Raw genomic sequence first — 18772 nt, 5'->3', positions numbered from 1 at the left:
CAGGTACGCCCGCGTGTCCCGGTTCCTGTTCCTCCTCCCACGGCTCGGCCGGGGGCTCCTCACGATCTGGTTCGCCGTGACCGTGACGTTCCTCCTGCTGCGCCTGCTGCCCGGAGACCCGGCGCTGGCCGTCGCCAGCCCGAACATGACCGAGGACGCGCGGGCGGCCCTGCTCGAGCAGTACGGGCTGAACCAGCCCCTGATCGTGCAGTACGGCATCTACCTGTGGCAGCTCCTCCAGGGCAACCTCGGGGTGTCGTTCACGCAGTCGATCCCGGTGCTCGACGTGCTGATGCAGCGTCTTCCGTGGACGCTGCTGCTGACCGGCACCGCGCTGGTCGCCACGGTGGTCGTCGGCATCCCGCTCGGGGTGCTGGCGGCCTCCCACCGCGGGCGGTTCCTCGACCGCCTGGTGCAGATCGTCGGGGTGACCGGGCAGTCGATCTTCGTCCCGAGCATCGGCGTGCTGCTGCTGTTCGTGTTCGGGCTGATGCTCGGCTGGCTCCCGATCGGCGGCGCGTACGACCAGGACGCCTACGGCCTCGCCTGGTACGGGAGCGTCGCGACCCACCTGATCCTCCCCGCGCTCTCGCTCATGCTCGTGCAGCTGGGCTCCTACGTGCTGACGATGCGCTCGACGCTCATCGACGCACTGGGAGAGGACTACACGACGCTCGCGCGGGCGAACGGCCTGCCGTACCGGCGGGTGCTCTGGAAGCACGCCCTCCGGAACGCGCTGCTGCCGACCACGACCCTCATCGGCCTCCAGCTCGGCTTCCTCGTCGGAGGCGCCGTCCTCACCGAGACCGTGTTCGCATACCCCGGCATCGGTCGCGGGATCTACGAGGCCGTCACGCAGCTCGACTTCCCCGTCCTGCAGGGCGCATTCCTGATGCTCGCGATCACGGTGGTGGTCGCGAACATGATCACGGACACCGTCTACGGATTCCTCGACCCGAGAGTGAAGAAGGCATGACCGACGCGACCACTCAGAACGCGGCCACGGTCACCGAGGAGGCGGTCGGGCTCGAGCCCATCGCACTCGGGAACGGCCGAGCGAGCGCACAGACCTGGAAGGCGTTCCGGCGCGAGCCCCTGGGGATGCTGGCGCTGGGCGTGCTCATCCTGCTCACGATCGTGGCGGCCGCCGCGCCGCTGATCGCCCCCTACCCGCCGAGCTACGGCGACCCGGTGCTCGCCCCGCCGAGCCTGGCGCACTGGTTCGGCACCGACAGCCTCGGCCGCGACGTCTTCGGCGAAGTGGTGTGGGGCTCGCAGCAGAGCATCCTGGTGGCTGTCGCCGCCTCCGCGATCGCCATCGTCGTCGGCACCGTCATCGCGGTCGTCGGTGCGTACTTCCAGCGGCTCGACGGCTTCATCAGCGTGCTCGTCGACCTCACCCTCTCCCTTCCGGTGCTGCCCCTGATGATCCTCATCGCGGCGCTGGTCGGGCCGAGCACGGGGACGATCATCCTCGTCGTCGCCGCGTTCTCGTGGCCGGAGGTCACCCGCCTGGTGCGCTCGCAGGCCCTCACCGTGGTGCGGCTGCCCTACGTCGACGCCGCCCGGCTGATGACGACCTCGCCGATCTGGATCATCGTCCGGCATGTCGTCCCCGCCGTCACCCCGGTCATCGTCGTCTCCGTCGTCGTCACCTCCTCCCGGGCGGTGCTGTCGGCCGCCGGACTCGCCTTCCTGGGCCTCGGCGACCCGAACGTGTGGTCGTGGGGCCGCATCCTCTACGAGGCGCAGCAGTCGGGCGCCATGTCGAGCGCGTGGTGGCTGACGCTGTTCCCGTCCCTCGCGATCCTGCTGCTCGTGCTCTCGGCGACGCTGCTCTCGATCGCGTACAACGACGCCCGCAACCCGCGGTCGCGGCGCCGCTGAGCGCCGCCGATACGCGCCGACACCCGCCGACGTCCGAAGGAGGACCGTGTTCACCACCCGCCTCAGCGCCGATGCGCTCGACCGGCTGCAGGAGCGCGTGCGCGAGCGCATGCGCTCCGCCGGCCTCGATGCCCTGCTCACCGATTCGCCCGAGGACGTGGCGTATCTCACCGGCTTCTTCCACCACCCCTGCGAGCGGCCGGTCGCGGTCTGGCTCGGTGCGGACGGCGGCGCCGTCCTGCTGGTGCCGGAGCTGGAGCGCGAGAACGCCGAACGCCAGGAGGCACGGGCCGAGATCGTGTCGTACGCCGAGTTCCCCGGGGTGGTGCCGCCCTTCCGGGCGCTCGCCGCCCGGGTCGGTCGTGCGGGCCGGACCGGCTACTCCACCTCGATGACCTGGGAGCGCCAGCACGCGGCCTTCGCCGAACTGGACGTCGCCGAGGCGGTCGCCACCCCGATCGTGACCCACGCCCGCTACATCAAGCTTCCTGAGGAGGTCGCGCTGCATGCGGAGGCAGCGCGGATCACCGACCTCATGCTGGAGGCGGGCGTCGCCCTGGTGCGCGAGAGCATCACGGCGGGCGCGGCCCTGCCGACGGAGGCCGAGCTGGCCTCGCACGTCGGCGGGGTCGGCGTCGCCACGATGTACGCGGAGCACGACGACGTCATCGTCGTCTCGCCGCTCGCGGGCGGCCTGGTGTACTCGGGCGCCAACTCCGCGTACCCGCACGGTCTGCCCTCCGGGTACCGTCTGCGCCACGGCGACACCTTCATGCTCTCGCTCGGCTGCGCCGTCGGCGGCCGCTTCGTCGAGGGGGAGCGCACGTTCGTGCTGGGCGAGCCGACGGCCGAGCAGCGGCGCTACCACGACGCCGTGCGGCTCGCGCAGGAGGTCGGCGGGCGTGCCATCCGCCCCGGCCGCGCCTGCCGCGACGCCAACCGCGACTGCCTCGAGGTGATCCGCGATGCGGGTCTGGGCGAGTTCCTCCGGCACCGACAGGGCCACGGGATCGGCCTCGGGATGCACGAACCGCCGTGGCTCGAAGACGGCGACGCGACCGGGCTCGAAACGGGCATGATCGTCTCGAACGAGCCGGGGATCTACATCCCCGGGCACGCCGGCTACCGCATCTCGGACAGCATGCTGGTGACCGCGGACGGCTCCCGCCCGCTCACCGCCTTCCCCCGCGACCTCGACTCCTGCACCATCGCACTCTGAAGAAAGGACCCACCGTGACCGGAAACCAGGACGTCTCCCCGGAGTTCGCCGCCGCGACCACCACCGCCGAGTTCGTGGAGATCAACGGCAACCGCCTCGCTGTGGAGGTGCTCGGCCCCGAGGGCGCGCCGGTCATCATCACGCACCACGGCGCTCCCGGGCTCGGCTCGCGTGCCGAACCGCGCGCCAGCTTCGGGCGGCTCGCCGACGAGTACCGCGTCGTCGTGTTCGACGCGCGCGGGTCGGGCGAGAGCGAAGGGTCCGGCGAGTTCAGCCACGAGCAGTGGGCGGCCGACATCGACGCCCTCCGCGAGTGGATCGGCGCCGAGCAGATCATCATGGCCGGCGGCTCGTACGGCGGGTTCATGTCGATGGAGTACGCGATCCGCTATTCGGAGCGTGTGCGCGCCGTCGTGCTGCGCGACACCGCACCGGACAACACCCACTCGGAGCTCTCCCGGGCGAACGCGCTCGCCTCCGACCGGGTGACCGTCGACATGGAGAAGTTCGACCGCATCGACGAGGGCCGGGTGCGCGACGACGACGACCTGCGCGATTGCTGGCGCGAGATCCTGCCGCTCTACGACTTCGTCTACGATCCCGAGGCGGTCGAGCGCAAGGTCGCGGCCACCCCGTACCGCTTCGAAGCGCACAACTACGCCTTCTCGAAGAACCTCCCGAACTATGATCTGAAGGGGGCTCTCCCCGGGATCAGCGCGCCGACTCTGGTCACGGTGGGCCGCACGGACTGGATCACGCCGGTCTCGTGCAGCGAGACGATCGTCTCGCTCATCCCGGACGCGCGGCTCGCGGTCTTCGAGAAATCGGGGCACTCGCCGCAGATCGAGGAGGCGGAGGAATGGACGGCCACCGTACGCGGCTTCCTGCACCAGGTCGCGCCGCCCCGGTCGGGCACGGCCGCGTGAAGGCGCTCGACACCCTCGACGAGCTCGACCGCAAGATCATCGTCGCGCTGCAGCACGACGGCCGCGCCAGCTGGACCGCGATCGCCGACATGGTCGGCAGCTCGACCGCGACCGTGGCGCGGCGCGGGCAGCAGCTGGTCGCCGACGGCGTCGTCCGCATCGCGATCGTCCCCGCGCTCGGCAGCTCGGGACAGGTGGACTCGTTCCTGGTGCGCCTGAACTGCCGCCCGGGCACGCAGCTCGAGGTGGCGGCGGCGCTGGTCGCCCACGAGGACGTCCGCTTCCTCACCCTGGTCACCGGGCAGTACGACATCATGGCGGAGGTCGTCGTCACCGGGGGAGCGGCGCACTACCCGAAGCTCATCCAGTCGCTGCAGTCGATCCAGGGCATCAAGCGCTGGCGCAGCGACATCATCATGCACGTCTACAAGGTGCGGCACGACTGGAGCAGACAGCTCTACGCCGAGACCATGAAGCTGCCCGCCGAGACCGAGAAGACCTCCCTGGTCGATCCGGAGTACTGCGAGCCCGCACACTTCGACGACGCCGACCGCCGCATCCTCACCGAGCTGCGGGAGGACGGCCGGGTCACGTTCCAGTCCATCGGCGACAAGACCGGCATGAACGAGTCGAGCGTGCGGCGCCGCTTCGACCGCCTGCGCGCGAAGGGCTGCGTCGACATCCTGACCCTCGTGCCCGCCGCAGCGCTCGGGATGGGTGCCGAGACACTGCTCCTCGTCCGGGTGGCCCCCGCACGGCTGGAGGCCGTCGCGAACGCGCTCTCGGAGTATCCGGCGGTGCGGTACCTCGCGGCCATCCTGGACGACAACTCGCTGTTCTGCGAGCTGATCACCCCGTCGGTCGCCGAGCTCAACGACTTCATCTCGCACACCCTCTCGGCGCTCGAGGGCGTCGAGGGCTGGACGGGCGCGATGGAGCTGCTGTATCTCAAGCGCGGCTTCGTGGAGACGCCCTGGTGGCGGACCCAGGTCGGGGTCGGCTCGGCCGAGGACTAGCGCGACGGCGGACGCGACTGCGGCTCCCCGGGACGTTTGCGTGCCGTCGAGCGGCCTCATTCGTACCGGGGAGCCGCCGTCGCCTCCCGTGCAGGTCAGCCGATCGACTCCACGTGGTTGCCGAAGGCCCTGACCAGATAGCCGCCCGCGAACGCCCAGCGCTCGCCCGTTCGTTGCGGGAGCGTCCAGAGCGAGGCCCCCGTCGCGCCGTCGTACGCCGTCCCGGTGTCCGAGTCGTACGGGTTCACGTAGACGTTCCGCTGGCCGAGGGCGGCGAAGTAGTCGTAGGGAATCCCCACTTTCGGCAGGAGCGCGCCGGTCTCGCGATCGAACGAGCAGGAGCGATCCTGCGAGAAGCGCACGGTGATCGCGGACAGTGCGGCGTCCTCGTAGGCGCTCGGGACACCGAGGAAGTCGACCGGGTCGCATCCCGCCAGTGACGACTCCCACACCGTGTCGCCCGTGAGCTGATCGATCAGGCTGATCGAGGAACGATCGACGACAGCGAGTTCGCCCGTCGAAGGAAGGTCGAAATACTCGTCGCCTGGCCGTGCGCCCGGTGTGGTGACCGTGACCAGGTACGAGCCCGCGGCCGCCGGGCGGGACCACAGCCGCTTCCCCGTGTCGTCCAGCGCGACGGTGGTCGCCGAGCCGTCCGGCGCCGGCGCCCTCCAGAGCGTCACCGCATCGAGGCCGCGGTCGAAGTCGCTCACCCCGGTCACCTTCGTGAGGGAGCCGGTCTCGAGGTCGACCATCGCGACCGCCTGGCCGGCGGCGTCCCCGGTGGAGGAGAAGACCGGGAGCGCACTCGGATCGCGAGTCCCCGACGAGACGGACACATACTGCGCGTCGACGCCGGTGGTCCACCGCGGGTGGTCGGGGTCGCGCGGGTCGAGGCGTGAGATGGTCCCTCGGTTCTCCGCTCTCGTCCGGGTCGGATCGGACGTGACGACGAGATCACCGGACGGGCCGGGGACGGGGACGGCGTACGTGAGCGAGGGATCGATCGTCGCGACCGTCGCACCGGTCGTCAGGTCGATCACGTCATGCGCGCCGTTCACGTCGTCGGTGGACACGAAGATCGCGCGTCCTGAGGTCCCCAGCAGCCGGAACCGCGTGACCTGCGAGGCGTTCGCCTGGTCGGAGACGTACTCCCAGGTCCGCTGCCAGACGATCTCGCCGTCGGTCGTGTCGACCAGGGTCAGGCCGACCTTCTCGTCACGGGAACCTTGGGCGCAGGGTCCGCCCTCATACTCCTTCGGCCGCGCCCCGGACAGGATGACCGCGAGCCCGTCGTTGATGTCGTACGACTGCGGCAGCATCCGGCACCCGTCGTCGATGCCGGGCAGGTCGAGCGCCCATCGTGACTGCGCCGGGAGCGAGTCGACGTCGTGGGGCAGGATGGTTCCGGAGGTGACCACCACACGCGGGGTGGCGACCGTCGGCGTCGGCGTGGGCGTCGGCGTGACGCTCGGGCTCGGCGTGGTGGGCACGGGGACGGGCTCCGGCGAACCGAAGTGCAGGGCGCCCGTGAGGGCGAGCGCGGCGGTTCCTCCGGCGAGGAGGACGGCGGCGCCGACGAGTCCGCCGATGAGGGCGAAGCGTGTGCGCGAGGGACGGGCGGGGCCGGCGGCGACGGTCTCGTGGAGGATGTCGCGGAGTGCGGCGCTGCGTGCCGGGTCGAAGACGGGGCCTGCGGTGGTCATTCTGCACCTCCTTCGAGGACGGGCTGGGCCGGATCGGCCAGAAGTTCGAGGGCGAGGTCGCCGAGACGGCGCTTCGCGCGGGAGAGGCGGGACTTCACGGTCCCGACGGGGACGCCGAGCGTCTGCGCGGCCTCGGCGAGCGGGAGCTCCTCCAGCACGCAGAGCGTGATCACGTTCTGATCGGCGGTGGACAGGTTTCCGAACGCGTCCCGGATGCGGCGGTCGCGCTCCTGGTTGTCGAGTCCGTCGGCGACGTCGTCGGCGTGGTCCGGCTGGTGCGCGGGTTCGGGCATCCGGGCGAGCGCCTCGCGGTGGCGGCGCTTGCTCCGGTCGAGGTTGTGGACGGTGTTGTTCGCCGTGACCAGCAGCCAGGCGATGATCGAGCCGTCCACGACCCGCACGGCGTCGCGGCGGCGCCAGGCCTCCAGGAAGACCATGGCGGTGACATCCTCGGCGTCGTGCGGCTGCCGCACGAGGCGCAGGGCGTGGCCGAAGACGCGGTCGCGATACGCGTCGAAGAGCGACGTGAACGCGTCCGGATCCCCGTCCCGCGCCCGAGACCAGGCGTCGGCCTCGTCCGTTCCAGCGTTGTTCATATCCCCTAGTGTCCGATCGGCCGAAAAGGTTCCATCCGGTCGGTCGGCCCCCTGCGAAAGGCTAGGCCAGCAGCTGCTCCAGGACGAGCGAACGCGGCGTCGGCGAGCCGCCCACGGTCGAGCGGCCCGTGACCAGGGTGCACTCGACCGACGGCACGATCGCGTCGGCGTCCTGGTCGTCCTCGAGCTGCGCGACGAGCCACTCGACCGCGCGGGAGCCCACGGCGGCCAGCTGCGGGTCGATGGAGGTGAGGAAGAGCTCGCGCTCGCCGGCCTGGCCCGCGGTGTTGTCGAAGCCGACGACGGCGACGTCGTCCGGGACGCGTCGTCCGGCGGCCTGCAGCTCGGCGGCCAGACCGACGGCGATCGCGTCGTTGCCGGCGAAGACGCCGTCGAACTCCACGCCGGAGTCGATCAGGCGGCGGGCGGAGTAGAACCCGGATTCGCGCGAGAAGGTGCCGAACACGGTCTCGTGCGCAGGCTGCAGGCCGTGCGCTTCGAGCGCGGCGGCGAAACCGCGGGCACGACCCGCGACCGTGGCGAGCTCGGATTCCGCGCTGACGTGGACGAGGCGCGTGCGGCCGAGGCCGATGAGGTGCTCGGCGGCGAGCCTGCCCGCTTGCTCGTCGTCGGGCAGGAAGACGGTGTCGGCCGGGTCGCTCGACTTGCCGAAGGCGTAGGCGACCGGGCCGGAGAACTCCTGCGTGATCGACTGGCTGACGCCGTCGGCGCCGTCGCCGATCACGACGATCCCGTCGACCTGGCGGGCTTGCAGCTCCCGGAAGTGCGCGTGGCGCAGGTCCACGCTGTGCGCCGCGTCGTAGAGCACGCTGGCGAGGTTGAAGCGGCTCAGCGTGCGGTTGGTGCCGACGAGGACGGGCATACAGAAGGCGCCCGAGGCGTTCTCCGCCAGGATGCCGATGGTGCGGCTGCGGCCGGATGCGGTGGCGCGCGCGAGGGCGTTGGGCCGGTAGTCCAGCCGCTGGGCGGCATCGAGCACGCGCTGGCGGGTCGCGTCGGCGATCCGGCCGGAGTTGTTCATGACCTGGGAGGCCGTCGCCAGCGAGACTCCGGCGGCGCGGGCGATGTCGACCAGTCTGACCGGTTTGGACTCCACGGATCGGCCCCCTTTCCTGCACTGGATCTCAGCGCATCCTATCCAGGCGCGGGTTCGCGCCACCAGTCGATGATAAAGCGCTTTGGCGATTTCTTGTAGAGTGACCGCATGGTCGATGGATTCGTGGCGCCCGGGTGGCGCGAGGTGCGGGACGCGTTCGCTGGAGCGCTCGGGAGCGAGCCGGACGAGGGCGGGAGCCTGAGCATCCGCCATCACGGCGAGGTCGTGGTGGATCTCTGGGGCGGTGCCGACCCGCTGTCGGGCTCGCCGTGGCAGCGCGACACCGTCACGCTGGGCTTCTCGATCACCAAGGGCGCGGCGACGGTCTGCCTCCTCCAGCTGGTCGACCGCGGGCTCGTCGGACTCGATGACCGCGTCGCACAGCACTGGCCCGAGTTCGGCGCCGCGGGGAAGGAGGCGCTGACGGTCCGGGACGTGCTCACCCACCGGGTCGGCCTCCCGTACATCGACCTCGATCCGATCACGGGCGCGACCGACTGGGACGCCGTCACCTCCGCCCTCGCAGCGCAGCCGAGCCAGTACGCGCCACGGGAGTGGGTGGTCTACCACGCGCTCAGCTTCGGCTTCCTCGTGGGCGAGATCGTCCGCCGCGTCTCGGGCATGCCGGTGGGGGAGTACTTCGCGACGCATGTCGCCGATCCGCTGGGCGTCGACTTCTGGATCGGTCAGCCGGCCTCCGCCGACGACCGCTACCTGCCCAGCCTGACGCGCCTGGTCGAAGCGCCGCCGCGCCCTCCCGAGCCGGTCGGCGACGTCTGCGAGGCCGCGTGGCGATCCGCCGCGCAGCTCCCCCCGATCTTCGCCCGCGTGGACGACCGGCTCGGCACGGAGCCGTTCAATCAGCCGGAGTTCCGCCGGGCCGTCATCCCCGCGGGCAACGGTGTGACGAACGCCCGCGGCCTCGCGACGATGTACGCCGCCTGCATCGGCGAGGTGGAGGGGGTGCGGCTGCTGTCCGACGAGATCGTGCGCCAGGCGGCCGAGAACCAGGCGGCCGACGCGTTCCTGCCGGACTGCGTCGGGGGAACGCCCCTACCGGCGACGTGGGGTCTCGGCTTCGAGATCAGCAACCCGCTCAACCCGATGATCGGGCCCGGCTCCTTCGGCCACTCGGGCATGGGCGGGCGTCTCGGCTTCGCGCATCCCCAGACCGGTGTCGCCTTCGGCTTCGTCAGCCAGCGGATGCTCTACCCGGAAGGCTCCCTCGACCCGCGCTGGATCCCCCTGCTCGCCGCCGTCGAGAAGACCGTCGGCCTCTGACCGCCGCACCCAGCCAGAGATTTGCACCGAATGTCGCGAATGCCCCCGCCATTCACCACATTCGGTCCAAATCTCAGGAGGGGGTGAGGAGCTCCACCTGCTCCAGGGGGAGCGTCGTGAGCGCCGTCAGTCGCCACCAGCGGGCCGGGGCGGGCCGGTCGGCAGAGACGGAGGCGGACGCGGGGACGGCGAAGACGCGCAGCTGGTGCTCCCACACGTACTCCTCGTCGCGCTCGTCGGCGACGCTCCAGGCGACGCCGTCGTGGGAGCTCTCCAGCCGCCACGCGTAGCGCCCGGACTCGGCCATCGTCAGCGTCGCGAGCTCGGGAGCGGCGGCCTCCCGCAACTCCCACACCGCGGACTCGCCCGTCTCGAGGGTCATGACGGTCTCACCGATGTCGTCGGTCAGCGCAGCGATGGCCGACCCGTCGGCGACCACGCGGGCGTCCCGCAGCGCATCGTCGAGCATCGGGAGGCCGAGGTCGCTCACCGACGCCGGGCGGGCCTCCGGCGACGCACCCCAGTCCGAGGGCTCCGGGCCCATCGTGAAGACCAGGCGCGCATCGCCGGCGACCCGCGCCTGCGGAAGGGCCAGCGATCCCCACGGCTCGCCGTCCACCGTCAGCGACTGCACGTAGACGTTGTCGGCGGAGTGGCCGTCGGCGACGATCTCGAGCGTCCCCGCACCGGGGATGGCGATGGTCATCCGCGGGAAGAGCGGCGAGCCGACGACGTACTCGCCCGAGCCGGGGGCGAGCGGGTACAGGCCCATGGCCGAGAAGAGCCACCAGGCCGACAGCTCGCCGTTGTCCTCGTCGCCGGGATACCCCTGGCCGATCTCGGAACCGGTGAAGAGGCGCGCGAGGGACTCCCGCACGATCGCCTGCAGCCGGTGCGGCGCTCCCGCGAAGGCGTACATGTAGGGGATGTGGTGCGCGGGCTGGTTCGAGAGGCCGAACATGCCCATCCGGATGTCCCGCGCCTCCGTCATCTCGTGGATGACCGCGGAGTAGGTGCCGCGCAGCTCGTCGAGGGCGGTCTCCGGCGTCGCGAAATACGTGTCGAGCAGGCGGCCGAGCCCCTCCGGGCCGCCGTGGAGGCGCGCGAGACCGGCGCCGTCGTGCGGGGCGCTGACGGCCATGCCCCACGCGTTGGTCTCGGTGTAGCCGCCGCCCCAGACGGCGGGGTCGAACGGCTCCTCCCATGCTCCTTCGGGCGTCCGCGAGCGGAGGAAACCGGTCTCGGCGTCGAACAGCCTGCGGTAGGCGAGCGCGCGGGAGTGGAAGTAGCGGCTCTCGGCGTCGAACCGTGAGCGCTCCCCGCTGCCACCAGGGGCCCGCCGGGCGAGGGATGCGGCCTGCACGTGCAGACCGAAGTCGTTGATCGCGCCCTCGATCGTCCACGAGAGGCCTTCGTCGAGGTCGTTCGCGACATACCCGCGGTAGAGCGTCGAGCGGAGGCCCTTGCGGCCGACGAACCGGGTCGGCGGGTGCACGGTCGCGTTGCGCAGCGCCGCGTCGTAGGCCGTGGCCGCGTCGAAGCCCATCGCGTTCGTCGCCACGGCGTCGGCGGAGATCACGTCGAAGCTCGTGCCGACCATGGCGTCGAGATAGCCGGGTGCGCTCCACCGGGCGGTCCAGCCGCCGTCGCGGTAGTGCTGGAGAAAGCCGTCGAGCAGGTCGCCGACCCGGTCGGGGGCGAGCAGCAGGTAGGCCGGCCAGGAGGTCCGGTACGTGTCCCAGAAGCCGTTGTTGGCGAACATACGGCCGGGCCGGACCGCCGAGCGGCTGCGCTCCGGTCCGTCGGCGTCGGCGTCGTCGATGAAAGGGCTCGCGTAGCGTTCGTCCGCGCCGGCACCCTCGGTGAGGGATGTCGGATAGAGGAAGAGGCGGTACAGGTTCGAGTAGAGCGTGACGAGCTGATCGTCCGTCGCGCCCTCGACCTGCACCCGCGAGAGGAGCGCGTTCCAGGCGCGCTTCGCGGTGGTGGCGACGTCGTCGAGTGTGCGCGAGGGCGGCAGCTCCGCTTCGCGCGCCGCTCTGGCCTCGGTCGCTCCGATCCAGGAGGTGCCGATGCGCACGGTGATCACGCCGTCCGCATCCGGTCGCACGCGGAGCACGGCGCGGTCCGGGCCGCCGTCGGCGTCCTGTTCCACGGTCGCCGACTCCACGCGTCCGTCCACCGCGGCATCGAAGTACAGCCGGGGGAGGCGGGAGGTGTGCGGGCCGTGCCCGTCGACGTGGCCACGGATGCCCTGCGGCGCGTCGGGATCCCAGGTGTACGCACCCCCGTCGAGCCGGCTCAGCACCAGGCGGGCGTCATCGGCACCCGCGCCGAGATCGAACCGGAAGATCGCGCCGTGGTCGGTGGCGGCGACCGCGGCCTCGGTGCCGTCGGCCAGGCGCACGTCGTAGCGATGGGGCCGCGCGCTCTCGTCGTCGTGGTCGAAGGCGGTGCCCGCCTGGCCCGGCTCGCCGGGGCCTCGGGAGGCGGAGAGGAGCAGGACGCCGCGGTCGCCGACCCACAGGCTCGGCGTGTGCGAGATGGCGAGTCCGCGCAGGCGGGGGAGGCGGCCGTGCTCGGAATGCTGGTTCCAGGCATAGTTCCAGTGGGCGTTGGAGGTGTCGGTCATCGGCGAGACGAGGGTGAAGCCGTGCGGGAGCCCGGCGAACGGCATGGTGTTGCCGCGCGAGGCGGTCGGGGAGGACTGCGTCCCGCGGGTGGTGAGCACCAGATCGGCGGGCGTCGCGTCGGCAGGGAGCCTCCTCGCCGGCCGGATTCCCACGCCGTCGATCCAGGCGGCGAGTTCGGGGGACACCGGTCCGGTCGGCTCAGGTGCATCGACGACGACCTCGATCGCGACCACGCGGCGCCCCGCGTGCGCGTCGAGCGGGAACCGCCGGAGGTTCCACTGATCGGGGGTGAGGACGGCTCGATCGAGGGAGGCGCGGGCGGAGCCCGGGAGTCCGTGCTGGTCGAGCAGGGGCGCATCGAGCAGCCGCGCGCCGTCGTCGAAGACGAGGTCGACGGCGACGGCCGACGCCCGGAACGCGTCCGCGATGCCGGCCGACTCGTCGAGAGCAGGCAGTATCGCGTAGCGCAGCTCGTCGTCCGGGCCCAGAACCGTGTCCTCCTCGCGCAGCACCGCACGGGCGAGCAGTGCGGCGCCTCCGGTCCAGGAGGCGCGCAGCGGGGCGTCCGTCAGCAGCCCGGCGCCGGAGGCGGCCGCGGTCGCCCGGTCCGGCCCGGGGGACGGCGAGAGGGTGAGAGAGGTCATGCGAGGCTGCTCCTTCGAGGCTTTTCGATCCGCCACTTGACACGTCGGGTCGAAATCGTCATGCTTCATCTTGTCGATGATAAAGCGCTTTGGCAACATGCGTTCCGTAACACAGCACCTGAATACCCGTACACCGTCGACTGACCCCCGAACACCTATGAAAGGTTTCAATGATGAGACTGACCCGGATCGCCGCGACCGTCGCCGGCATCGCCGCCGTCGCGCTCACCGCCTCCCTCGCCGGCTGCTCCGCCAGCCCGAGCGCTGAGGACTCCGCGGTCGAGCTCGTGATCGGCAACCAGCCCGCCGCGTCCCAGACCGCCGAGCTCGCGCTCTTCAAGGAGCAGGTCGCCGCCTTCACCAAGCTGCACCCGAAGTGGAAGATCACGACGAGCGAGACCGGCTGGGACTCCCAGACCTTCCAGGCCAAGCTCGCCGGTGGCGACCTCCCGACGGTGATCGGCGTCCCGTTCACCGAGATGGCCGGCCTGATCAAGCGCGGTCAGGTCTCCGACATCACGTCGGCCCTCGACAGCGCCGGCGTGAAGGACGAGCTCAACGCGACGATGGTCGACCTCGCCAGCAAGGGCGGCAAGACCTACGGCATCCCGACCTCGGCCTACGCGCTCGGGCTCGCATACAACCGCGATCTCTTCACCCAGGCGGGCCTCGATCCCGACACCCCGCCCACGACGTGGGACGACGTGCGCGCGGCGGCCAAGACGATCACCGAGAAGACCGGCCAGGCGGGCTTCTCGCAGCTGACCAAGGACAACATGGGCGGCTGGATCCTCACCGCCGAGACGTACACGCGCGGCGGCGCGATGGAGAACGCCGAGGGCACGAAGGCGACCTTCGATGCCGCGCCCACCAAGGATGCGCTCCAGTACCTGAAGGACCTCCGCTGGACGGACGACTCGATGGGGGCGAACGCCCTGGTCGGCATCTCCGACATCGCACAGGACTTCGCGGCCGGCCACGTCGGCATGTTCGTGATCCAGTCCGACGCGTTCGGGACGCTGACGCAGCAGCTGAAGATGGCGCCGGAGGCGTTCGGCTTCTCCACCCTCCCCACCGCGAAGACCGGCGACGACCCGATCACCCTCTCCGGCGGCAACATCGAGATCGTGAACCCGAAGGCCACGGACGCCCAGAAGGAGGCCGCGGTCGACTGGATCAAGTACGTCTACCTCGACAAGTACACCGACAAGGACAGTGCGGTGAAGGCCGCCGAGGCCGCCGCAGCGCAGGGTGCCCCCGTGGCGATCCCCGGTCTCTCGGCCGTCAGCGACGCGAAGTACACGCAGTACCTCGACTGGGTCTCCACGGTGAACAACGTGCCGGTGGAGAACTTCAAGCCGTACCTCGACCGCGCCGCCAAGCAGACCGTCAAAGCCGAGCCGGTGGCCAACGCGCAGGACGTGTACGCCGCGCTCGACCCGGTCGTCCAGGCCGTCCTCACCGACAAGAACGCCGACATCGACGCGCTCCTGAAGAGCGCCGCGACCACGGTCCAGGGCAAGCTGGGCCGCTGAGAGACGGGCCCCGGCGGCGACGCGACCGGGTTCGCCGCCGGGGCCTCCCCATCCATCCGCCGCGCAGGCGCGGCACGAGAGACGAAGACGACATGGCACGCACGATCGAAGAGCGACCGCCCCGGCAACGGACGGCCGTCACCCCCTCCGCGCAGGCGGCCGCGCCGGCACGCCGGCCGCGGCCCGGACGCTTCCGCCGCTGGCGCACCCGCGGCGGACTGACGACCCTGCTGCTCGCGCTGCCGGTCATCCTGATCTTCTTCTACTTCTCCTGGCTCCCGATCGTGCGCGGCGTGATCATGAGCTTCCAGCGCAACAACTACGTGGCGTCCCCGGACTGGATCGGGTTCGACAACTTCGCCTACGTGCTGCACGACCCGCTGCTCGGCACGGCCGTCCTGAACACCCTCTACTTCGCGCTGCTGGCCATCCTCTTCGGGTTCCCGCTCCCGCTCCTGATGGCCGTGATCTTCTCGACGGTGACCATGCGCCGCCGCTGGCTGTACTCGCTGCTGGCCTATGTGCCCGTCATCGTGCCGCCGGTCGTCGCCATCCTGCTCTGGAAGGTCTTCTACGACCCGTCGTCCGCCGGCATGTTCAACAGCCTGCTCGGGATGGTCGGCATCCCGCCCCAGCCCTGGCTCAACGCGGTGTCGTCGGCGATGCCGTCGATCGTCCTGGAGGCCACCTGGGCGGGGGCGGGGACGTCGATCCTCATCTACCTCGCGGCGATCGCGTCCGTGCGCCCCGAGCTCTACGAAGCCGCGGAGCTCGACGGCGCCGGGATCGGATCGCGCATCTGGCACATCACCATCCCCTCCATCCGGGGGATCGTGATGATCATGCTGCTGCTGCAGATCATCGGCGCGGCCCAGATCTTCACCGAGCCGTTCCTCTTCACCGGGGGAGGCCCGCAGAACGCGACGACGACCGTCCTGCTGCTGCTCTACAAGTACGCGTTCCTCGACGGCGACTACGGCGCCGCGACCGCCCTGAGCGTGATGCTCGCGGTCGTGCTCGGCCTGCTCTCCGTGGGGTATTTCCGACTGACCAGGAGGTGGGCGGACTGATGGCCGTTCTCGAAACCGCATCCGGCGCCCGGCGCCGTCGCCGCGACGCCGTCGCCGAGGGCTCGTTCGTCTCGCGTCACGACATGGGGCGCGCGCGCACCCGCGTGACCGTCCGCGTCGTCCAGAGTCTGGTCTTCGCCGGCGTGCTGATCGCCGGCGCCGGTCCGCTGCTCTGGCTGCTGTTCGCCTCTCTCAACACGACCCAGAACGTGCTGCGCGACCCTCTCGCCGTGTGGCTGCACGCGGACCAGTGGGGCAACTACCTCCAGGCGTGGAGCCAGGTGGATGTGAGCCGGTACCTCGGCAACACCGTCATCGTCGCCGTCGGCGCCTGGATCGCCAACCTCGCGGTCTCGGTGCTCGGCGGCTACGTGATCGCGGTGCTGCGGCCCAAGTGGGGCAACCTCCTGAGCGGCGCGATCCTCGCCACCCTCTTCCTGCCGAGCGTCGTCTCGCTCGTCCCGCTCTATCTGACGGTGATCGATCTGCCGCCGTTCGGCATCAGCCTGCAGAACACCTATTGGGCGGTCTGGCTGCCCGCCGCGGCAAACGCGTTCGGCGTCCTGGTCGTCAGCACCTTCTTCCGGGCCCTGCCCCGCGATCTGATGGAGGCCGCGCAGCTCGACGGCGCCGGCACCCTCCGGGTGCTCTGGTACGTGGTGCTGCCGCTCTCCAAACCCATCCTCGGCGTCGTCTCGCTGCTCGCCATCGTGGCCGCGTGGAAGGACTACCTCTGGCCCTCCCTCGTGCTGACGGACACCTCGCTCCAGCCGATCTCGGTGGCGCTGCCCGTCGTGCAGAAGACGTCGGAGCTGTCGGTCTTCCTGGCGGCGCTCTTCCTCGCCACGATCGTGCCGGTCGTGCTCTTCCTGATCTTCCAGCGCCAGTTCCTCGCCAGCGTGAGCCTCTCGTCCGGAATGAAGGACTGACGCCGCCACGCTCCACCTGCCCGGTCGCACCACGGCGCACGGCGACGATGCCGCGCGCTGACGCAGACAAGAAGGGAATCACCATGTTCCGAATGAGAGCCCTCGCGATCGCCGCGGCGGTCGGGATCGGCGCGGCGGCCGCCGTCGTCGCCGTCCCGGCACCGGCGCTGGCTGCCGGGACCACGTACTACGTGGACGCGGCCGCCGGATCCGACACGGCCGCCGGCACCACGCAGGCGACCGCGTGGAAGTCGCTGGCCAAGGTGGACGCCACGACCTTCGCCGCCGGAGACAGCATCCTGTTCAAGCGCGGGCAGAGCTGGGCCGGCCAGTTGCACCCCCTCGGCTCCGGCACCGCCGCCAGCCCGATCACGATCGACGCGTACGGCACCGGATCCGCTCCGAAGATCGACGGCGGCTCGCTGGCCGGCGGGGGAGCGGTCCTGCTGAAGAACCAGCACGACTGGACCATCCGCTCGCTGGAGGTCGTCAACGACTCGGGGACCAGCAACTTCGGCACCCTCGCGGCGCCCGGTCTCACCCGGAGCGGCATCCTCGTCGACAACGCGGGCGGCGGGGTGCTGAACGGCATCACCATCCAGAACACGAACGTGCACGACGTCAACGGCTGCTTCAACTGCTCCGACGTCGATGCTCACCTCAACGGCGGCATCGTCGTCTTCGCCGAGGGTGCGTCCGACAGCTTCAGCAACGTCCACATCGTCGGCAACACGGTCCACGACCTGGGCCGCACCGGCATCGTGCTCTGGGACGCCAGCTACTACACGTCCACCCCGTACGCACTGACGCAGTCGGCGCTCAGCACCGGGGTCGTGGTGGAGCAGAACTCCGTGCAGAACGTCGACAGCGACGGCATCCTGACCTTCGGCACCGACGGCGCGCTGCTCCAGAACAACGTCGTGGGCAACCCCGGTCAGAAGACGATCGTCGGTTCGACGGAGGCCGCCTCGGCCGGACTCTGGCCGACCCGTTCGATGAACACGACCGTCCAGTACAACGAGGTCTACGGGACGCTGACCCACGACACCGACGGCCAGGGCTTCGACTCCGACCTGCTCAATGTCAACACCGTCTTCCAGTACAACTACAGCCACGACAACCAGGGCGGTTTCCTGCTCATGATGGGCGGCTACTCGTCGACCCTCGTCGTGCGCTACAACCTCAGCGTCAACGACGGCTGGGGCGGCGTGAAGGGGGTCTTCACCTTCTCGTACGGGGTGCCGACCGGGACGGACATCTACAACAACACCGTGTACATCCCGTCGGGTGCCACCTCGAAGCCCATCTTCTGCGACGGGTGCGACGGCACGACGACGGGCGCGTGGAGCTTCCGCGACAACATCGTGGAGAACCACGGCAGCGGGGACTACCTGTACCCGAACGTCGCGGGCGCGGTCATCGACAGTAACGTGTTCTACGGCAGCCACCCCGCGGGCGAGCCGGCGGACGCCCACAAGCTGACCACCGACCCGAAGCTGGTCTCGCCGGCCGGGGCCGCCCCCACCGGTCTCTCCTCGGTCACGGGGTACCAGCTCCAGTCGACGTCTCCGGCGATCGGCAGCGGCGCGGTCGTCGCAGCGAACGGCGGCCACGACTACTTCGGTCGCACGGTCTCCGCCAGCGCTGCGCCGAGCCGCGGGTTCCACGAGGCCCAGACCATCACGGAGGCGCCGACGCTCGTCGACGACGCGAGCGGATGGCTCGTGAGCTCGTCGCACACGTCGAACATGATCCTGGATACCACGACGCCGTTGAGCAACATGAACGGGGACGCATCGCGGTTCTCCCGTTCGAACGGCTCGGCGGGATCGGTGACCTGGCTGTTCGACGGGATGAAGTCCTTCTCGGCCACCGCCTACGAGTTCAGCGCCGACCTGACGAAGCTCGCGTTCGCTTCGTCGCCGGACGGCACGACGTGGACGACCGTCGCCACGACGCACACCACCCCGGCGGCGACCACCAACGGGTGGGCGTCGACGACGTTCACGCCCACGGCGACGCTGCCCACGGGCACGAAGTACCTGAGGGCGACCATCAGCGCCACCACCGCGTGGTCCATCGAGCTCGGGTCCATCACGATCTCGAAGTGACCAGCAGCGTGGGGGGGCGGGCCCCCCCCCGCCCGCCGCCCCCCCCCCCCCCCCCCCCCCCCCCGGCCAACAGAAGGACCCACAAAACACAAACAAACGGCG

At 70.6% G+C, this 18772-nt stretch carries 14 protein-coding genes; 10 read left to right on the top strand and 4 right to left on the bottom strand.

Going from position 1 to position 18772, the window contains the following annotated elements; all coding sequences use genetic code 11:
* Positions 1–13 precede the first annotated feature (13 nt).
* From ACFVU2_RS00070 to ACFVU2_RS00050, 5 genes are read left to right on the top strand one after another with little or no spacing between them, the layout of a single operon-like run.
* The gene (locus ACFVU2_RS00070) at positions 14–976 is read left to right on the top strand and encodes an ABC transporter permease (RefSeq protein WP_387869645.1); all 963 of its coding nucleotides are present in this window, start codon (positions 14–16) and stop codon (positions 974–976) included.
* Positions 973–1887, top strand: a complete 915-nt coding sequence (locus tag ACFVU2_RS00065; RefSeq protein ID WP_387869643.1) for an ABC transporter permease — start codon at positions 973–975, stop codon at positions 1885–1887. The genes ACFVU2_RS00070 and ACFVU2_RS00065 overlap by 4 nt, the downstream gene beginning before the upstream one ends.
* A gap of 46 nt (positions 1888–1933) precedes the next feature.
* Positions 1934–3106, top strand: a complete 1173-nt coding sequence (locus ACFVU2_RS00060) for a M24 family metallopeptidase (protein ID WP_387869641.1) — start codon at positions 1934–1936, stop codon at positions 3104–3106.
* A gap of 14 nt (positions 3107–3120) precedes the next feature.
* The gene (locus ACFVU2_RS00055; RefSeq protein WP_387869639.1) at positions 3121–4032 is read left to right on the top strand and encodes an alpha/beta fold hydrolase; all 912 of its coding nucleotides are present in this window, start codon (positions 3121–3123) and stop codon (positions 4030–4032) included.
* Positions 3966–5048, top strand: a complete 1083-nt coding sequence (locus ACFVU2_RS00050; protein WP_387869637.1) for an Lrp/AsnC family transcriptional regulator — start codon at positions 3966–3968, stop codon at positions 5046–5048. The genes ACFVU2_RS00055 and ACFVU2_RS00050 overlap by 67 nt, the downstream gene beginning before the upstream one ends.
* Before the next feature lie 95 nt (positions 5049–5143).
* On the opposite strand, the gene ACFVU2_RS00045 is transcribed toward ACFVU2_RS00050, so the two are convergent.
* From ACFVU2_RS00045 to ACFVU2_RS00035, 3 genes are all read right to left on the bottom strand, one after another.
* Positions 5144–6754, bottom strand: a complete 1611-nt coding sequence (locus ACFVU2_RS00045) for a PQQ-binding-like beta-propeller repeat protein (protein WP_387869635.1) — start codon at positions 6752–6754, stop codon at positions 5144–5146.
* The gene (locus ACFVU2_RS00040; protein WP_387869633.1) at positions 6751–7350 is read right to left on the bottom strand and encodes an RNA polymerase sigma factor; all 600 of its coding nucleotides are present in this window, start codon (positions 7348–7350) and stop codon (positions 6751–6753) included. The genes ACFVU2_RS00045 and ACFVU2_RS00040 overlap by 4 nt, the downstream gene beginning before the upstream one ends.
* A 61-nt stretch (positions 7351–7411) precedes the next feature.
* Complete coding sequence (locus tag ACFVU2_RS00035; RefSeq protein WP_387869631.1) at positions 7412–8467, bottom strand: LacI family DNA-binding transcriptional regulator; 1056 nt, start codon at positions 8465–8467, stop codon at positions 7412–7414.
* 108 nt (positions 8468–8575) lie between these two features.
* Between ACFVU2_RS00035 and ACFVU2_RS00030 the strand changes: the two genes are divergently transcribed.
* On the top strand, positions 8576–9748 hold the full coding sequence (locus tag ACFVU2_RS00030; protein WP_387869629.1) for a serine hydrolase domain-containing protein: 1173 nt from the start codon (positions 8576–8578) through the stop codon (positions 9746–9748).
* A 73-nt stretch (positions 9749–9821) separates the two neighbouring features.
* Here ACFVU2_RS00030 and ACFVU2_RS00025 read toward each other — a convergent pair whose 3' ends face one another.
* Positions 9822–13025, bottom strand: a complete 3204-nt coding sequence (locus ACFVU2_RS00025) for a GH92 family glycosyl hydrolase (protein ID WP_387869627.1) — start codon at positions 13023–13025, stop codon at positions 9822–9824.
* 173 nt (positions 13026–13198) lie between these two features.
* Between ACFVU2_RS00025 and ACFVU2_RS00020 the strand changes: the two genes are divergently transcribed.
* The 4 genes from ACFVU2_RS00020 (at position 13199) to ACFVU2_RS00005 (ending at position 18670) form a co-directional block, all read left to right on the top strand.
* Entirely contained in the window at positions 13199–14560 is a 1362-nt protein-coding gene (locus ACFVU2_RS00020) for an extracellular solute-binding protein (RefSeq protein ID WP_387869625.1), read from the top strand.
* 92 nt (positions 14561–14652) lie between these two features.
* A complete protein-coding gene (locus tag ACFVU2_RS00015) occupies positions 14653–15630 on the top strand; it encodes a carbohydrate ABC transporter permease (RefSeq protein ID WP_387869623.1) in 978 nt (325 codons plus the stop codon).
* Positions 15630–16559, top strand: coding sequence for a carbohydrate ABC transporter permease (locus ACFVU2_RS00010; RefSeq protein ID WP_387869621.1), 930 nt, complete (start codon positions 15630–15632; stop codon positions 16557–16559). Before ACFVU2_RS00015 ends, ACFVU2_RS00010 begins: the two co-directional genes overlap by 1 nt.
* A gap of 83 nt (positions 16560–16642) precedes the next feature.
* Entirely contained in the window at positions 16643–18670 is a 2028-nt protein-coding gene (locus ACFVU2_RS00005; RefSeq protein ID WP_387869619.1) for a right-handed parallel beta-helix repeat-containing protein, read from the top strand.
* Positions 18671–18772 lie beyond the last annotated feature (102 nt).

The sequence above is a fragment of the Leifsonia sp. NPDC058194 genome, from assembly GCF_042883605.1.
GTDB lineage: Bacteria > Actinomycetota > Actinomycetes > Actinomycetales > Microbacteriaceae > Leifsonia.
This window is presented reverse-complemented; position numbering and strand designations above follow the sequence as displayed.

Excerpts from the sequence above, each read along its gene's own strand:
- ACFVU2_RS00065 (WP_387869643.1), top strand. The coding sequence starts at position 973 with ATGACCGACGCGACCACTCAGAACGCGGCCACGGTCACCGAGGAGGCG.
- ACFVU2_RS00050 (WP_387869637.1), top strand. The coding sequence starts at position 3,966 with ATGGACGGCCACCGTACGCGGCTTCCTGCACCAGGTCGCGCCGCCCCG.
- ACFVU2_RS00045 (WP_387869635.1), bottom strand. The coding sequence starts at position 6,754 with ATGACCACCGCAGGCCCCGTCTTCGACCCGGCACGCAGCGCCGCACTC.
- ACFVU2_RS00040 (WP_387869633.1), bottom strand. The coding sequence starts at position 7,350 with ATGAACAACGCTGGAACGGACGAGGCCGACGCCTGGTCTCGGGCGCGG.
- ACFVU2_RS00030 (WP_387869629.1), top strand. The coding sequence starts at position 8,576 with ATGGTCGATGGATTCGTGGCGCCCGGGTGGCGCGAGGTGCGGGACGCG.
- ACFVU2_RS00025 (WP_387869627.1), bottom strand. The coding sequence starts at position 13,025 with ATGACCTCTCTCACCCTCTCGCCGTCCCCCGGGCCGGACCGGGCGACC.
- ACFVU2_RS00020 (WP_387869625.1), top strand. The coding sequence starts at position 13,199 with ATGAGACTGACCCGGATCGCCGCGACCGTCGCCGGCATCGCCGCCGTC.
- ACFVU2_RS00015 (WP_387869623.1), top strand. The coding sequence starts at position 14,653 with ATGGCACGCACGATCGAAGAGCGACCGCCCCGGCAACGGACGGCCGTC.
- ACFVU2_RS00010 (WP_387869621.1), top strand. The coding sequence starts at position 15,630 with ATGGCCGTTCTCGAAACCGCATCCGGCGCCCGGCGCCGTCGCCGCGAC.
- ACFVU2_RS00005 (WP_387869619.1), top strand. The coding sequence starts at position 16,643 with ATGTTCCGAATGAGAGCCCTCGCGATCGCCGCGGCGGTCGGGATCGGC.